The organism is Candidatus Polarisedimenticolia bacterium, from assembly GCA_035764505.1.
In the GTDB taxonomy this organism is placed as follows: domain Bacteria; phylum Acidobacteriota; class Polarisedimenticolia; order Gp22-AA2; family AA152; genus AA152.
The window spans coordinates 1-15,703 of the sequence record DASTZC010000250.1 but is presented as its reverse complement, the minus strand read 5'-3'; the positions used below and the strand labels follow the sequence as shown (position 1 = coordinate 15,703).

General features: G+C 64.5%; 14 protein-coding genes and 1 tRNA gene. All 15 read left to right on the top strand.

Annotation, left to right across the window (positions count from 1 at the left end; all coding sequences use genetic code 11):
- On the top strand, positions 1-160 hold a 160-nt coding region (gene tuf, locus VFW45_16455), incomplete at its 5' end, for an elongation factor Tu (protein ID HEU5182379.1).
- Positions 161-173: 13 nt separating this feature from the next.
- Positions 174-323, top strand: a complete 150-nt coding sequence (gene rpmG / locus VFW45_16450) for a 50S ribosomal protein L33 (protein ID HEU5182378.1) — start codon at positions 174-176, stop codon at positions 321-323.
- Positions 324-343: 20 nt separating this feature from the next.
- Positions 344-420: transfer RNA gene (locus VFW45_16445), tRNA-Trp, on the top strand.
- A gap of 70 nt (positions 421-490) precedes the next feature.
- A complete protein-coding gene (secE, locus tag VFW45_16440) occupies positions 491-694 on the top strand; it encodes a preprotein translocase subunit SecE (protein ID HEU5182377.1) in 204 nt (67 codons plus the stop codon).
- A 20-nt stretch (positions 695-714) separates the two neighbouring features.
- Positions 715-1,245, top strand: a complete 531-nt coding sequence (nusG, locus tag VFW45_16435; GenBank protein ID HEU5182376.1) for a transcription termination/antitermination protein NusG — start codon at positions 715-717, stop codon at positions 1,243-1,245.
- 33 nt (positions 1,246-1,278) lie between these two features.
- Positions 1,279-1,701 carry a 50S ribosomal protein L11 gene (gene rplK, locus VFW45_16430; GenBank protein HEU5182375.1) on the top strand — a complete coding sequence of 141 codons (423 nt, stop codon included), beginning with the start codon at positions 1,279-1,281 and terminating at the stop codon, positions 1,699-1,701.
- Positions 1,702-1,713: 12 nt separating this feature from the next.
- On the top strand, positions 1,714-2,412 hold the full coding sequence (gene rplA / locus VFW45_16425; protein HEU5182374.1) for a 50S ribosomal protein L1: 699 nt from the start codon (positions 1,714-1,716) through the stop codon (positions 2,410-2,412).
- 14 nt (positions 2,413-2,426) lie between these two features.
- Positions 2,427-2,948 (top strand): 50S ribosomal protein L10, encoded by a 522-nt coding sequence (gene rplJ / locus VFW45_16420; protein HEU5182373.1) that lies wholly within the window; start codon positions 2,427-2,429, stop codon positions 2,946-2,948.
- A gap of 96 nt (positions 2,949-3,044) precedes the next feature.
- Positions 3,045-3,428, top strand: a complete 384-nt coding sequence (gene rplL / locus VFW45_16415; protein ID HEU5182372.1) for a 50S ribosomal protein L7/L12 — start codon at positions 3,045-3,047, stop codon at positions 3,426-3,428.
- 109 nt (positions 3,429-3,537) lie between these two features.
- Positions 3,538-7,818 carry a DNA-directed RNA polymerase subunit beta gene (rpoB, locus tag VFW45_16410; GenBank protein HEU5182371.1) on the top strand — a complete coding sequence of 1,427 codons (4,281 nt, stop codon included), beginning with the start codon at positions 3,538-3,540 and terminating at the stop codon, positions 7,816-7,818.
- Complete coding sequence (gene rpoC, locus VFW45_16405) at positions 7,815-12,038, top strand: DNA-directed RNA polymerase subunit beta' (protein ID HEU5182370.1); 4,224 nt, start codon at positions 7,815-7,817, stop codon at positions 12,036-12,038. Before rpoB ends, rpoC begins: the two co-directional genes overlap by 4 nt.
- A gap of 130 nt (positions 12,039-12,168) precedes the next feature.
- Positions 12,169-12,549 (top strand): 30S ribosomal protein S12, encoded by a 381-nt coding sequence (rpsL, locus tag VFW45_16400; protein HEU5182369.1) that lies wholly within the window; start codon positions 12,169-12,171, stop codon positions 12,547-12,549.
- A 52-nt stretch (positions 12,550-12,601) separates the two neighbouring features.
- Positions 12,602-13,075, top strand: coding sequence for a 30S ribosomal protein S7 (gene rpsG / locus VFW45_16395; GenBank protein HEU5182368.1), 474 nt, complete (start codon positions 12,602-12,604; stop codon positions 13,073-13,075).
- 87 nt (positions 13,076-13,162) lie between these two features.
- The gene (gene fusA, locus VFW45_16390; GenBank protein HEU5182367.1) at positions 13,163-15,250 is read left to right on the top strand and encodes an elongation factor G; all 2,088 of its coding nucleotides are present in this window, start codon (positions 13,163-13,165) and stop codon (positions 15,248-15,250) included.
- A 54-nt stretch (positions 15,251-15,304) separates the two neighbouring features.
- Positions 15,305-15,703 (top strand): GTP-binding protein (locus tag VFW45_16385; GenBank protein HEU5182366.1); only part of this gene is annotated, 399 nt, incomplete at its 3' end.

Sequence of the window (15,703 nt, the reverse complement as noted above, 5' to 3'; positions counted from 1 at the left end):
GACGCTGCCGGAAGGGGTGGAGATGGTGATGCCGGGCGACAACGTGTCGCTGTCGATCGAGCTGATCACCCCGATTGCGATGGACAAGGGGCTGCGCTTCGCCATCCGCGAAGGCGGGCGCACCGTGGGCGCCGGCACCGTTACCGAAATCCAGGCCTGAGCGGAGGCGATCCATGCGGGACAACATCACGTTCGAGTGCTCGGTCTGCAAGCGGCGGAACTACACGTCGACCAAGAACAAGAAGAAGACGACCGGAAAGCTGGAGTTCAAGAAGTTCTGCGGCCATTGCCGGAGCCATACGGCGCACAAGGAAACGAAGTAGGCCCGGTCCGATCGCCGTAAAGGCCAGTAGCTCGAATGGCTAGAGCGCCGGTCTCCAAAACCGGATGTTGGGGGTTCGAGTCCCTCCTGGCCTGCCAATGACAGACCCCCGGAGCGATGCTCCGGACGCAGACGGGGCCGTTCCCCGGATGGAGAGATGGTAAGGCCATGAAGGATTGGTTCCTGAAAGCGCGTCGGTTCCTGACCGAGGTCATCGTCGAGCTCAAGCGCACCACCTGGCCGACCCGCCTGGAGGTGCAGGGGACCACGCTGGTCGTGATCGTCACCGTCTTCGTGTTCGCCGTGTTCCTGTTCGCCGTGGATTACGTCCTCAGCCAGGGCGTGACCCGGATCTTCGAAGCGTTCCGGTAAACGGGAGATTCGCGAGACTCATGTCCAAGCAGTGGTACATCGTGCACACCTACTCGGGCTACGAAGGCAAGGTACGGGAGTCGTTGAAGCAGCGGGTGGATGCCCTGGGGATGAACGAGGTCATCGGAGAGATCCTGATCCCCACCGAGGACGTCGTGGAGATGCGCAGCGGGGAAAAGATCATCAGCAAGAAGAAGTTCTTTCCCGGCTACGTGCTGATCAACATGGAGATGTCTGACAACGCCTGGCACGTGGTGAAAAACACGCCCAAGGTGACCGGGTTCGTGGGGATGGGGACCAAGCCCACCCCGCTCACCCAGGAGGAAGTGGACCGGATCATCAACCAGGTCTCGGTCGCCGCGGAGAAGCCCAAGCCGAAATTCCAGTTCCAGCGGGGCGAGCAGGTCCGCATCATCGACGGTCCCTTCACCAACTTCCAGGGCGTGGTGGATGACGTCAACAACGACCGCGCCACCCTCAAGGTGATGGTCACGATTTTCGGCCGGGCCACGCCGGTGGAGCTCGACTTCCTCAAGGTGGAGAAGCTCTAGCCGGATCGGAGCCGGCGGTAAAGGAAGGAACGCATGGCCAAGAAGATCCAGGGTTACATCAAGCTGCAGAGTCCCGCGGGCAAGGCCACGCCGGCCCCGCCGGTGGGCCCGGCCCTGGGGCAGCAGGGCGTGAACATCATGGATTTCTGCAAGAACTTCAACGCCAGGACCCAGAAGCAGGAGGGGCTGATCATTCCTGTGGTGATCACGGTCTACGCCGACCGGAGCTACACCTTCATCACCAAGACGCCCCCGGCGGCCGTGCTGCTGAAGAAGGTGGCGGGGCTGGCGAAGGGCTCCGGGGCGCCCAACAAGGATAAGGTGGGCAAGGTGACCCGGGCCCAGGTCGAGGAGATCGCCCGCACCAAGCTGCCCGACCTGAACTGCGGCTCGCTCGAAGCGGCGGTGAAGACGGTGATGGGGACAGCCCGCAGCATGGGCATCGAGATCGTCTAGAACGGAGCGCACATGGGCAAAGCAGGAAAGAAGTACGCGGCCGCGAAGAAGCAGGTGGAGCAGAGGCCCTATACCCTTGACGAGGCGATCCCTCTGGTGAAGAAGATCAAGCCTTCCAAGTTCGACGAGACGATGGAGATCTGCTTTCTCCTCGGCGTCGATCCGAAGCACGCCGACCAGATGGTCCGCGGCACCGTGGTGCTGCCGCACGGGACCGGTAAGTCGAAGCGAGTGCTGGTCATCGCCTCGGGAGAGAAGATCGCCGAGGCGGAGAAGGCGGGAGCCGATTTTACCGGCGGGCTGGAGATGGTCCAGAAGATCCAGGAAGGATGGACCGACTTCGACGCCGTGGTGGCGACTCCCGACACGATGAAGGAAGTCGGAAAGCTCGGAAAGATCCTGGGACCCAAGGGGCTGATGCCCAATCCCAAGGTCGGAACCGTGACCTTCGACGTGGGCAAGGCGATCCAGGAGATCAAGGCCGGAAAGGTCGAGTTCCGCGTCGACAAGACCTCGATCGTCCACAGCGTCTTCGGCAAGAGCTCGTTCGACGAGAAGCAGCTGCTGGACAACGCCCGCACGCTGGTCACCGCGGTGCTGAGGGCCAAGCCCCACACCGCGAAGGGGAAGTACCTCAGGAGCGTGCACCTCTCGAGCACGATGGGTCCCAGCGTGACGCTGGACACCGCCAGCCTGGAAGCGCTGGTCTAGGAAGGAGATAGACGGTGGAACGCGCAGCCAAGGAGCGACATGTCGAAACCCTCCGCAAGGAAGTCGAGGGGGTGAAGAGCGCCTTCCTTTTCGGGTACCGGGGCCTGACCGTAAACCAGGTTACCGATTTAAGGGCCCGGATCAGGAAGACTTCGTCGAGTTACAAGGTTCTAAAGAATCGGCTCGCCGCTCGCGCCTTCGAGGCCACCCCGCTGGCTCCCCTGCGGGAGCACCTGAAGGGGCCGCTGGCCATGACGTTCCACCCCGCCGAGCCGATCGCCCTGGCGAAGGTCCTCACCGAGTTCGCCAAGGACAACCCGCAGCTCGAGTTCAAGGCCGGGCTGCTGGACGGGCGGCCGCTCACCGCCGCCGACGTCACCGCCCTGGCGTCGCTGCCTTCCCGGGAGATTCTCCTCGGGCAGCTGCTGGGACAGATGACCTCGCCGCTGGCTTCCTTTCAGCGGGTGCTGCTCGCGCCCGTCCGGGATTTCGCGTCGGTGCTGGACCAGATCGCCAAGAAGATGAACGCCGGCTGATCGCCGGCTGTCCCGCGCGGCAAGCCGGTTTTCGGCCCGGTCGCGGGGAAAACGGAAAGATAAAGAATCGAAACGGGGCCACCCCAGGAGGAAAAAATGCCCGCCATCACCAAGGACGACGTCAAGAACTACCTCAAAGAGGCGCCCATGCTGGAGATCGCCCAGCTGGTCAAGGAGATCGAGAGCGAGTTCGGTGTCTCTGCCGCGGCGGCCATGCCCATGATGGCGATGCCCGCGGGAGGCGCCGCGGCCGCCCCGGCCGAGGAAAAGGACGCCTTCACGGTGATGCTGACCGACGTGGGCGACAAGAAGATCAACGTGATCAAGGTCGTCCGTGAGGTCACCAGCCTCGGTCTGAAGGAGGCCAAGGACCTCGTCGACGGCGCCCCCAAGCCGGTGAAGGAAGGCGTCTCCAAGGCGGAAGCCGAGGAGATCAAGAAGAAGTTCGTCGAAGCCGGCGCCAAGGTCGAGTTGAAGTAGCCTCGGACATTCCGGCGGCGCCCGTTGCGGGTGATCGCCGGACACGGCCTGGGGGCGTGGTGTGCCCCCGCCCCTCCGTCCAAACCCGAGAGAAGCTGGAGTCAACGAAGTGGAGAATCACAATAACGGCTCCCAGAGGGAGCGTCTGAACTTCTCGAAGATCCACACCTCGATCCCGATTCCGAACCTGATCGAGGTCCAGAAGCATTCCTACGAGCGCTTCCTGCAGATGTACACGGCGCCCTCCGACCGCGAGGACACGGGGCTGCAGGCGGTGTTCAAGTCGATCTTCCCGATCTCGGATTTCCGGGGCACCTCCTCCCTGGAGTTCGAGGAGTTCTCCATCGGCAACTGGGAGTGCAAGTGCGGCAAGCTCGAAGGGCTGCAGCACCTGCGCATGGCCTGTTCCAAGTGCGGCAAGAAGATCGCCGTGCAGAACCCCAAAGTCTTCAGCGTCCTATGCCCCGACTGCGGGCACGTCAACGACAATCGCATCAGCATCTGCGACATCTGCGGCGATCCGGTCTCCCTCAAGTTCAAATACGACGTGCAGGAGTGCCAGGAGCGCGGCATGACCTACACGGTCCCGCTGAAGGTGAAGATCCGCCTCAAGGTTTTCGAGAAGGACACGGCCACCGGCAACAAGGAAATCCGCGACATCAAGGAGCAGGAGGTCTACTTCGGCGAGATCCCGCTGCTGACCGACAATGGCACGTTCATCATCAACGGCACCGAGCGGGTCATCGTCAGCCAGCTGCACCGCTCCCCGGGGGTGTTCTTCCAGTCGAACCACAACCGGACGGTCTTCATGGCGAAGATCATCCCGTACCGGGGAAGCTGGGTCGAGTTCGAGTACGACGCCAAGGACATCCTCTACGTCCGCATCGACCGCAAGCGCAAGTTCCTCGGGACCATCTTCCTGCGGGCGCTCGGGCTCAAGACCGACGAGGAGATCCTCAAGAGCTTCTACCGCGTCGAGCGCATCGCGTTGGACAGCAAGAAGATCCTGTGGGACGTCTCGCCCGGCCTGGCCGGCCGCAAGGCCAAGATCGACATCGTCGATCCGAAGACCGACGAGGTGATCGCCGCCAAGGGAAAGAAGATTCGCCGGGCCATGATTGGCGCCATGGAGAAGGCGAAGATCCACGCCATCCCGGTGGATCCCGACGCCCTCGAGGGGGCCTACGCCGCCGCCGACATCGTCGACATGAAGACGGGCGAGGTGCTCCTGGAGGCGAACCAGCCCTTCACGGAGAAGCACCTGTCCGACGCCATCGAGCGGGGGATCGAGGAGGTTCGCCTGTTCTTCCCGGAGGAGGACGAGATCGGCAAAGTCCTCTCCGAGACCCTGCGCAAGGACGCCATCAAGAACCAGGACGAGTCGCTGGTCGAGATCTATCGCCGCCTGCGCCCGGGCGATCCGCCCACCCTGGAAGGGTCGCGCAACCTGTTCGAGGGGATGTTCTTCGACCCCAACCGATACGACCTGTCGCGCGTCGGCCGGCTGAAGTTCAACACCAAGCTGGAGCTGGGCGACGTCCCCCTGGACCGGCGCACCCTCGGCGCCCCCGACTTCTGCAAGGTGCTGTCGTACCTGTTCAAGCTGCGCAAAGGCTTTGGAAACCTGGACGACATCGACCACCTCGGGAACCGGCGCGTGCGCGCGGTGGGCGAGCTCCTGGAGAACCAGTTCCGCATCGGTCTGGTCCGCATGGAGCGGGCGATCAAGGAGAAGATGTCGGTCTACCAGGAGATGACCACGGCAATGCCGCACGACCTGATCAACGCCAAGCCGGTCATGGCGGCGATCCAGGAGTTCTTCGGCTCCAGCCAGCTGTCGCAGTTCATGGACCAGACCAACCCGCTCTCCGAGATCACCCACAAGCGCCGGCTGTCGGCGCTCGGGCCGGGCGGGTTGTCGCGCGAGCGGGCCGGGTTCGAGGTGCGCGACGTGCACCCGACCCACTACGGCCGCATCTGTCCCATCGAGACCCCGGAAGGGCCGAACATCGGGCTGATCTCCTCGCTGTCCTGCTATGCCCGCATCAACGAGTTCGGCTTTATCGAGTCGCCCTACCGCAAGGTCGAGAAGGGGCGCGTGCTCGACTACTACCGCGTGCTGAGCCGCGGCTCGTCGCATCTCCAGGTCGCCCAGGTGGTGAGCCGCGAGGAGATGGAGGAGGAGCTCAAGCGGCTGAAGAAGACCACCGGCAAGAAAATCCGCCTGCCGGAGCTGGATCCCCATCCCTTCTATCTCACCGCGTGGGAGGAGGACAAGGCGGTCATCGCGCAGGCCAACGCCGAGATCTCCGAGGACGGGATGCTTGCGCAGGAGCGCGTCTCGGCGCGCGTCGCCGGGGAGTTCAAGCTGGTGCACCGGGACGAGGTGCAGTTCATCGACGTCTCGCCCAAGCAGCTCGTGTCGGTGGCGGCCTCGCTCATCCCGTTCCTGGAGAACGACGACGCCAACCGCGCGCTGATGGGATCCAACATGCAGCGCCAGGCGGTGCCGCTGCTGCGCGCCGAATCGCCCTTCGTGGGGACCGGCATGGAGGAGATCACCGCCAAGGACTCCGGCGCGGTGGTGCTCGCCCAGCGCGACGGCATCGTCGACTACGTCGACTCGCAGCGCGTGATCATCCGCGTCACCCATGACGGCACCATCCACGCGCACGAGGGCGAGGACTTCGGGGCCGACATCTACAGCCTGACGAAGTTCAAGCGCTCCAACCAGAACACCTGCATCAACCAGCGCTCGGTGGTGAAGGTGGGGCAGGAAGTGAAGCGGGGCGACGTCCTGGCGGACGGCCCCTGCACCGACCGCGGCGAGCTGGCGCTCGGACGCAACGTCCTGGTCGCCTTCATGCCCTGGCGCGGCTACAACTTCGAGGACGCCATCCTGGTCTCGGAGCGCCTGATCACCGACGACTACTTCACCTCGATCCACATCGAGGAGTTCGAGATCGAGGCGCGCGACACCAAGCTTGGACCCGAGGAGATCACGCGCGACATCCCGAACGTCAGCGAGGACTTCCTGAAGGACCTCGACGAGAGCGGCATCATCCGCATCGGGGCCAACGTGAAGCCGGGCGACATCCTGGTCGGGAAGATCACCCCGAAGGGAGAGACCCAGCTCACCCCCGAGGAGAAGCTGCTGCGGGCCATCTTCGGCGAGAAATCGGGGGACGTCCGCGACGCGTCGCTCACCACCCCGCCCGGCATCGAGGGCACGGTGGTCGACGTCAAGATCTTCTGCCGCAAGGGGGTCGAGAAGGACGGCCGCGCCCTGGCGATCGAGCAGGACCAGATCGCCCGAATGGAGAAGAACCTCAACGACGAGATCCGCATCCTCAAGGAGGAGAACCGCAAGCGGATCACGGAGCTGCTGGTGGGCAAGAAGCTGGCGGCGCCGCTGAAAGAGAGACGCGGGCGCAAGGAGCTGCTCGCCAAGGGGGATGACCTCACCGAGGAGATCCTCTCAAGCCTGCCGGTCGACGATCTGCTGCGCGTCGAAGTGGAGGCGAAGAAGGCCGAGCAGATGGAAATCGCCGAGATCGGCGAGCGCACCGAGCGGCGGGTGGAGATCCTCCGCCGCCTGTACGAGGAGAAGATCGCCCAGCTGAAGAAGGGCGACGAGCTCGCGCCGGGCGTCATCAAGATGGTCAAGGTCTACGTGGCCATGAAGCGCAAGCTCAGCGTCGGCGACAAGATGGCGGGACGCCACGGCAACAAGGGAGTCATCGCCAAGATCCTCCCCTCGGAGGACATGCCGCATCTGCCCGACGGCACCCCGGTGGAGATCGTCCTCAATCCGCTGGGCGTCCCCTCGCGCATGAACGTGGGGCAAATCCTGGAGACCCACCTCGGATGGGCCGCCAAGGCATTGGGGCTGCGCTACGCGACCCCGGTGTTCGACGGGGCGCGTGAAGGAGAGATCAAGACCCAGCTGGAGCGGGCCGGGCTGCCGCTGTCGGGCAAGACCGTCCTTTTCGACGGCAAGACGGGCGAGGCCTTCGACCAGAAGGTCACCGTGGGCTACATCTACATGATGAAGCTCTCGCACCTGGTGGACGACAAGATCCACGCCCGGTCGATCGGGCCCTACAGCCTGATCACCCAGCAGCCGCTGGGAGGCAAGGCCCAGTTCGGCGGCCAGCGGTTCGGGGAGATGGAGGTCTGGGCGCTGGAGGCCTACGGCGCCGCGCACATCCTCCAGGAGCTCCTGACCGCGAAATCCGACGACGTGTACGGCAGAACCAAAATCTATGAGGCGCTGGTGAAGGGGGAGACGACCGTCGAGCCCGGCCTCCCGGAATCGTTCAACGTTCTGATCCGGGAGCTCCAGAGCCTTTGCCTTGATGTTCAACTTCTCAGCGGGGGTGAACGATGAGCCTGGCTGCCGAGGGAATCCGACCCCTGAGCAAGAGCTCTCCATTTTCGGAGAAAGCGCGGACGATCAATGATTTCGAAGCGATCCGCATCTCCCTGGCCTCGCCCGACAAGATCCGCTCCTGGTCCTACGGCGAGGTGACCAAGCCCGAGACCATCAACTACCGGACCTTCAAGCCGGAGCGCGACGGGCTTTTCTGCGCCAAGATCTTCGGACCGACGGTGGACTGGGAGTGCTTGTGCGGCAAGTTCAAGCGCATGAAGCACCGCGGCGTGGTGTGCGACAAGTGCGGCGTCGAGGTGACCCAGAGCAAGGTCCGCCGCGAGCGCATGGGGCACATCGATCTCGCCTCGCCCGTCTCCCACGTCTGGTTCTTCAAGGGGCTGCCCAGCCGCATCGGGCACCTGCTCGACATCACGCTGCGGGACCTCGAGCGCATTCTGTACTTCGAGGCCTACGTGGTGATCGATCCAGGCAACGCCCCGGTCAAGGAAAAGGAGCTCCTGACGGAGGAGCGCTTCCGCCAGATCCGCGAGGAGCACGGCACCTCGTTCACCGCGATGATGGGGGCCGAGGCAATCAAGAAGCTGCTGCAGCGCGTCAAGGTGGACGAGCTGTCGGTCGAGATGCGCGAGCGCATGAAGACCGAGACCTCGGCCCAGAAGCGCCTGAAGTATGCCAAGCGCCTGAAGGTGGTCGAGGCGTTCCGCAAGTCGGGCAACAAGCCCGAGTGGATGATCCTCGACATCATCCCGGTCATCCCGCCCGAGCTGCGGCCCCTCGTCCCGCTGGACGGCGGCCGTTTCGCCACCTCGGACCTGAACGACCTGTATCGACGGGTGATCAACCGCAACAACCGGCTCAAGAAGCTCCTGGAGCTCAAGGCGCCGGAAGTGATCATCCGCAACGAGAAGCGCATGCTGCAGGAGGCGGTGGATGCGCTGTTCGACAACGGCCGGCGCGGCCGCATCCTGCGCGGCACCAACAACCGGCCTCTCAAGTCGCTCTCCGACACGCTGAAGGGAAAGCAGGGACGCTTCCGCCAGAACCTGCTCGGCAAGCGCGTCGACTACTCGGGCCGCTCGGTCATCGTGGTCGGCCCGGAGCTGCGGCTGAACCAGTGCGGGCTTCCCAAGAAGATGGCCCTGGAGCTGTTCAAGCCGTTCATCTACAACAAGCTCGAGCAGGAAGGGCTGGTGTCCACCATCAAGGCCGCCAAGGAGATGGTGGAGCTGCAGAAGCCGCGGGTGTGGGATTTCCTCGAGGAAGTCATCAAGGAGCACCCGGTTCTGTTGAACCGCGCCCCCACGCTGCACCGCCTTGGCATCCAGGCCTTCGAGCCGGTGCTGGTGGAGGGCAAGGCGATCAAGATCCACCCGCTGGTCTGCACCGCCTTCAACGCCGACTTCGACGGCGACCAGATGGCCGTGCACATCCCGCTCTCTCCCAAGGCGCAGATCGAGGCGCAGGTACTGATGCTCTCGACCCAGAACCTGCTCTCGCCGGCCAACGGCCAGCCGGTCGTGGTGCCGACCCAGGACATCGTCCTGGGAATCTACTACCTGACCAAGGAGCGCAAGGGAGCGCGCGGCGAAGGACGAATCTTCAACTCCGTCGAGGACGTGCTGCTGGCTTACGAAGCGCGCGAGGTGGACCTGCTCGCCTCGGTCCGCCTTCGCTACACCGGCGGGCTGATGGACCTGACCACCGTCTATGACGACCAGGACGTGCTGCACACCGACGTGCAGGAGGTCGAGCGGCAGATCATCACCACCACCGTTGGTCGCGTCCTGTTCAACGATCACCTCCCGGAGGGCGTGCCGTTCGTCAACGGCATTCTCAAGAAGAAGGGGCTCGGCCAGCTCGTCTCCTACGGCTATCTGCGCCTGGGCAACGAGAAGACCGTGCTGATGGTGGACGAGATCAAGGCCCTGGGCTTCTACTACGCCACCCGGGCGGGAATCTCGATCGGCATCGACGACATGGTCATCCCGGCCAGCAAGCCCCGCCTGGTGGACGAGGCGCGGCGCGAGCAGATCGCCGTCGAGCAGCAGTACCTGGACGGCGCCATCACCAACGGAGAGCGCTACAACAAAGTCATCGGCATCTGGTCGGAGGTTACCGAGAAGATCTCGGACGAGATGTTCAAGGAGATGGAGAAGATCGACCGCAGCGGTCGGGAGTTCAACCCCATCTACATGATGGCCGACTCGGGCGCCCGCGGATCCAAGCAGCAGATGCGCCAGCTCGCCGGGATGCGCGGACTGATGGCCAAGCCCTCGGGGGAGATCATCGAAACCCCGATCACGGCGAATTTCCGCGAAGGTCTGAACGTGCTGCAGTACTTCATCTCGACGCACGGCGCCCGCAAGGGGCTGGCCGACACGGCGCTGAAGACGGCCGACTCCGGCTACCTGACGCGCCGGCTGGTCGACGTCTGCCAGGACGTGATCATCAACGAGGAGGACTGCCAGACGCTGGACGGCATCTACGTGTCGGCCATCATCGAAGGCGGCGAGGTCATCGAGCCGCTGCGCGACCGGATCGTCGGCCGCGTGGCGATGGAGGACATCGTCGATCCGTTCACCGGCGATCTGATCATCCGCACCAACCAGGAGATCACCGAGGACTACGCCATCCTGATCCAGGCCTCGGGGATCGAGCGAGTGAAGATCCGCTCGGTGCTCACCTGCGAGAGCAAGCGCGGCGTCTGCATCCGCTGCTACGGCCGCAACCTGGCCACCGGCCGCATGGTCGAGCTGGGCGAGGCGGTGGGCGTGCTGGCGGCGCAGAGCATCGGCGAGCCGGGTACGCAGCTGACGATGCGCACCTTCCACATCGGCGGCACCGCCTCGCGCGTCAGCGAGCAGTCGACGGTCGAGTCGAAGAACGCCGGGATTATCCGCTTCATCAACCTGGCGACGGTCCAGAACAAGGACGGCGACCTGGTGGCCATCAACCGCACCGGGCTGCTGGTGGTTCAGGACCCCAAGGGGCGCGAGAAAGAGCGCCACGCGGTGGTCTACGGCGCCACCGTCAAGGTGACCGACGGCCAGGAAATCCAGCCCGGCGCGCTGCTGCTGGAGTGGGACCCTTACACCTTCGCGATCCTGACGGAGGTCGGGGGCCAGGCCGAGTTCAAGGACCTGGTCGAAGGGGTGACGATGAAGGAGGAGGTGGACGAGGTCACCGGCTTCGCCCGTCAGGTCGTCCTCGAGTCGCCCGACGAGAAGCACCAGCCGCAGATTCTGATCCGCCAGGACAAGAAGATCCTGCGGCGCTACCTGCTGCCGTCGCGCGCCCTGCTCATGGTGGGCAGCGACGACCAGGTCCACCCGGGAACCATCCTGGCGAAGATCCCGCGCGAGACCACCAAGACGAAAGACATCACCGGCGGACTGCCGCGCGTCGTCGAGCTGTTCGAAGCGCGCCGCCCGAAGGAGCCCGCCGTCATCTCGGAAGTCGACGGATTGGTAAAGTACGGGGAGGTGGCCAAGGGAATGCGCAAGATCACCGTGGCCACGGACGAGGGTGAGACGCACGAGTACAACATCCCCAAGGGCGTGCACATCAACATCCAGGAAGGGGAGCGCGTCAGGGCCGGAGAGCCGCTCATCGACGGTCCCATCAACCCGCACGACATCCTGCGCGTCAAGGGCCAGAGCGAGCTGCAAGATTACCTGGTCAACGAGATCCAGGAGGTCTACCGGCTGCAGGGCGTCAACATCAACGACAAGCACATCGAGACGGTGGTTCGCCAGATGATGCGCTGGGTCAAGGTGGAGGAGGTGGGCGACACCGACTTCATCATCGAAGAGCAGGTCGACAAGTTCCGCTTCCAGGAGGAGAACGCCCGGGTGCGCTCCGAGGGCGCGGAGCCGGCGCGCGGCCGGCCGCTGCTGCTCGGCATCACCAAGGCGTCGCTGTCGACGGAGAGCTTCATCTCGGCGGCCTCCTTCCAGGAGACCACCCGGGTCCTCACCGAGGCCTCCATCAGCGGCAAGGTCGACTACCTGCGCGGCTTGAAGGAAAACGTGATCATGGGGCGCCTGATCCCGGCGGGCACGGGCATGGAGCACTACCGGCGCATCACCATCGCCCCCGACGAGCCTCCGATGATCGAGGAAGAGCCGGAAATCCCGGAGGAAGTGGCCGCGGCTCTTCCGCCAGCGGCCGAAGAGCGCTTCCTTTCGGCCCGGGGGGACAAAGAAGCTCTCTAAAGTCTTGACAGGGCTGGAGTCCTCTGATAGCATCGCGCGGTTTTTCGCCTCAGCGGAGTTGCCTCCGGCCCGGCGGGAAAGTCTCCCCAAAGCAAGTGAATGATTTCCGAGAGGTTCGGAGGTTTTTTCTGTGCCCACGATTCAGCAGCTGGTGAAGCAAGGCCGCGAGTTGCAGCGCGGACGCACGAAATCTCCGGCGCTGCAGGCCTCGCCGCAGAAACGCGGCGTCTGCGTGCGTGTTTTTACCTCCACGCCGAAGAAGCCGAACTCGGCGCTGCGCAAGGTGGCGCGCGTGCGGCTCACGAACGGCATCGAGGTCACGACCTACATCCCCGGAGTGGGCCACAACCTGCAGGAGCACTCGATCGTGCTGATCCGAGGCGGTCGCGTGAAGGATCTGCCGGGAGTTCGCTACCACATCGTCCGCGGCACCCTCGATTCGATGGGGGTGGAAGGACGGAAGAAGAGCCGATCGAAATACGGCGCCAAGCGGCAGAAGGCCGCGGGCTAGGAATCAGAATCAGGGCGGCGTATCCGCCCGTCACCGAGGGTTTCGTCACGCCATGCCACGCAGAAAGGTCGTCGCCAAGCGGGAGGTGCTTCCCGATCCGCTGTTCCAGTCCCAGCTCGTGACCAAGTTCATGAACTGCATCATGGAGCGCGGCAAGAAGGCCACCGCCGAGGGGATCTTCTACGGTGCCATGGACGTCATCAAGGACCGCACCAAGGACGACCCGGTGAAGATATTGAAGAAGGCCGTGGACAACGTGAAGCCGGTCCTGGAGGTCAAGTCGCGCCGCGTCGGCGGGGCGACCTACCAGGTCCCGGTCGAGGTCAACCCCTCGCGCCGCCAGTCCCTGGCCATCCGGTGGCTGATCCAGTACTCCTCCGAGCGCGGGTCGGAGAAGACCATGCGCGAAAAGCTTGCGGCGGAGCTGCTGGATGCCGCGCAGATGCGCGGCAACGCCATCAAGAAGAGAGAAGACACCCACAAGATGGCGGAGGCCAACAAGGCTTTCGCCCACTATCGCTGGTAGACCCGGGCCTCCAGGAGCAGATCAGTCTTGGAGAGCGTCATGGCGGATTCTTGCCGCCGGGGCCGCTCCGGGCCGGAGAGTTGAGCCGTGCCGAGAAAGTTCTCGCTCGAAAAGACGCGCAACATCGGCATCATGGCGCACATCGATGCCGGGAAGACCACCACCACCGAGCGCATCCTCTATTACACCGGCCGGATCTACAAAATCGGCGAGGTGCACGACGGGACCGCCACGATGGACTGGATGGTCCAGGAGCAGGAGCGCGGCATCACCATCACGTCGGCCGCGACGACCGCCGAGTGGAAGGGGTTCCGGGTGAACATCATCGACACCCCCGGCCACGTTGACTTCACGGCGGAAGTGGAGCGCTCGCTGCGGGTCCTGGACGGCGCCATCGGGGTGTTCTGCGCGGTGGGCGGGGTGGAGCCGCAATCGGAGACGGTCTGGAGGCAGGCGGACAAGTACCAGGTCCCGCGGATCGCCTTCGTGAACAAAATGGACCGGCAGGGCGCCGACTTCGATCGCTGCACCCGGATGATGGTGACCAAGCTCAACGCCCGGCCGGTCCCGATTCAGCTTCCCCTGGGCTCGGAGGAGCACTTCGAAGGCGTCATCGATCTCATCCGGATGAAAGCCTACCGCTGGGCCGATGAAAAGGGGGAGGAGTTCGAGGAGACCGAAATCCCTGCCGAGTCGCGCAAGGCCGCCGAGGCGGCGCGCGAGAAGCTGGTGGAGGCGGCCTGCGAGGAGAGCGACGATCTGCTGGCTCGCTACCTGGCCGGCGAGGCGCTCACCGAGCAGGAGATCGTCGGCGCTCTACGCAAGGGGACGATTGCCCTGCACTTCACACCGGTCCTGTGCGGCGCCGCCTTCAAGAACAAGGGCGTGCAACAGCTGCTCGATGCGGTGGTCGATTTCCTCCCGTCTCCCGTGGAGGTCCCGGCGATCGAGGGGACGGTGCCCGGAACCACCAAGGTCGAAGCCCGGCCCGCCGATGACAAGGCCCCCTTCTCCGCGCTGGCGTTCAAGATCATGACCGACCCGTACGTCGGCCAGCTGGCCTTCATCCGCGTCTACTCGGGGCGGCTGGATGCCGGCACCACCGTTTTGAACGCCAACCGCGACAAGCGCGAGCGCATCGGCCGGCTGCTGCAGATGCATGCCAACGAGCGCGAAGAAATCAAAGAGGTCTACGCCGGCGACATCGCCGCCTGCGTCGGGCTCAAGAACGTCACCACGGGCGAGACCATCTGCGCCGAGAGCTCACCCGTCCTCCTGGAGCCGATGGAGTTCCCGGAGCCGGTCATTGCGGTGGCCATCGAGCCGAAGACCAAAGCCGACCAGGAGAAGCTGGGCGGGGCCCTCGCCAAGCTGGCGCAGGAAGACCCGACCTTCAAGATCAACACCGACCCCGACACGGCACAGACGATCATCTCCGGCATGGGCGAGCTGCACCTGGAGATCATCACCGACCGCCTGGTGCGCGAGTTCAACGTCGGGGTCAACGTCGGCAAGCCGCAGGTGGCCTACAAGGAGACCATCCGCCGGCCGGCCAAGGCGGAAGGGCGCTACATCAAGCAGACCGGAGGCCGCGGCCAGTACGGCCACGTCAAGATCGAGCTGGAGCCTTTGGCCCCGGGCGGCGGCTTCGTCTTCGAGAACGAGATCGTCGGCGGCGTCGTGCCGCGGGAATACATCAAGCCGGTGGAGACCGGCATCCGCGAAGCGATGCAGAACGGGGTCCTGGCCGGCTTCGAGATGCGCGACATCAAGGTGAAGCTGGTGGACGGCTCGTATCACGAGGTCGACTCGTCGGAGATGGCGTTCAAGATCGCCGGCTCGATGGCCTTCAAGGACGGCGCCGCCAAGGGAAGCCCGGTGCTGCTCGAGCCGATGATGAGCGTCGAGGTGGTCGTCCCGGAGCAGTACATGGGCGACGTGATTGGCGACCTGAACGCGCGGCGCGGGCGGGTGGAGCACATGGAGGCCCGCGCGGGCACCCAGGTGATCACCTCGAAGGTGCCGCTCGCCGCGATGTTCGGCTATGCCACCGACCTGCGCTCGCGCACCCAGGGCCGCGCCACCTACACGATGCACTTCAGCCATTACGACGAGACCCCCAAGAACATCAGTGAGGAAGTGATCGCGCGGATCCAGGGAGCCGCCAACACCTAGCGTTCCTCACAGACGCCGGCCGGACCCGCAGCGGGCGGCCCAGGAAGGAGCAGGATGTCCAAGGAGAAGTTCGATCGCTCAAAGCCGCACGTGAACGTGGGAACGATTGGCCACGTGGACCACGGGAAGACGACGCTGACCTCGGCGATCACGATGGTGATGGCGAAGAAGTTCCCGAAAGTGGTGGTGCGGTCGTTCGACAGCATCGACAACGCACCGGAAGAGCGGGAGCGCGGCATCACGATCGCGACGGCGCACGTGGAGTACGAGACGGACAAGCGTCACTATGCGCACGTGGACTGCCCGGGGCACGCCGACTACGTGAAGAACATGATCACGGGGGCGGCGCAGATGGACGGGGCGATCCTGGTGGTGAGCGCGGCGGACGGACCGATGCCGCAGACCCGGGAGCACATCCTGCTGGCGCGTCAGGTGGGCGTGCCGCGCATCGTG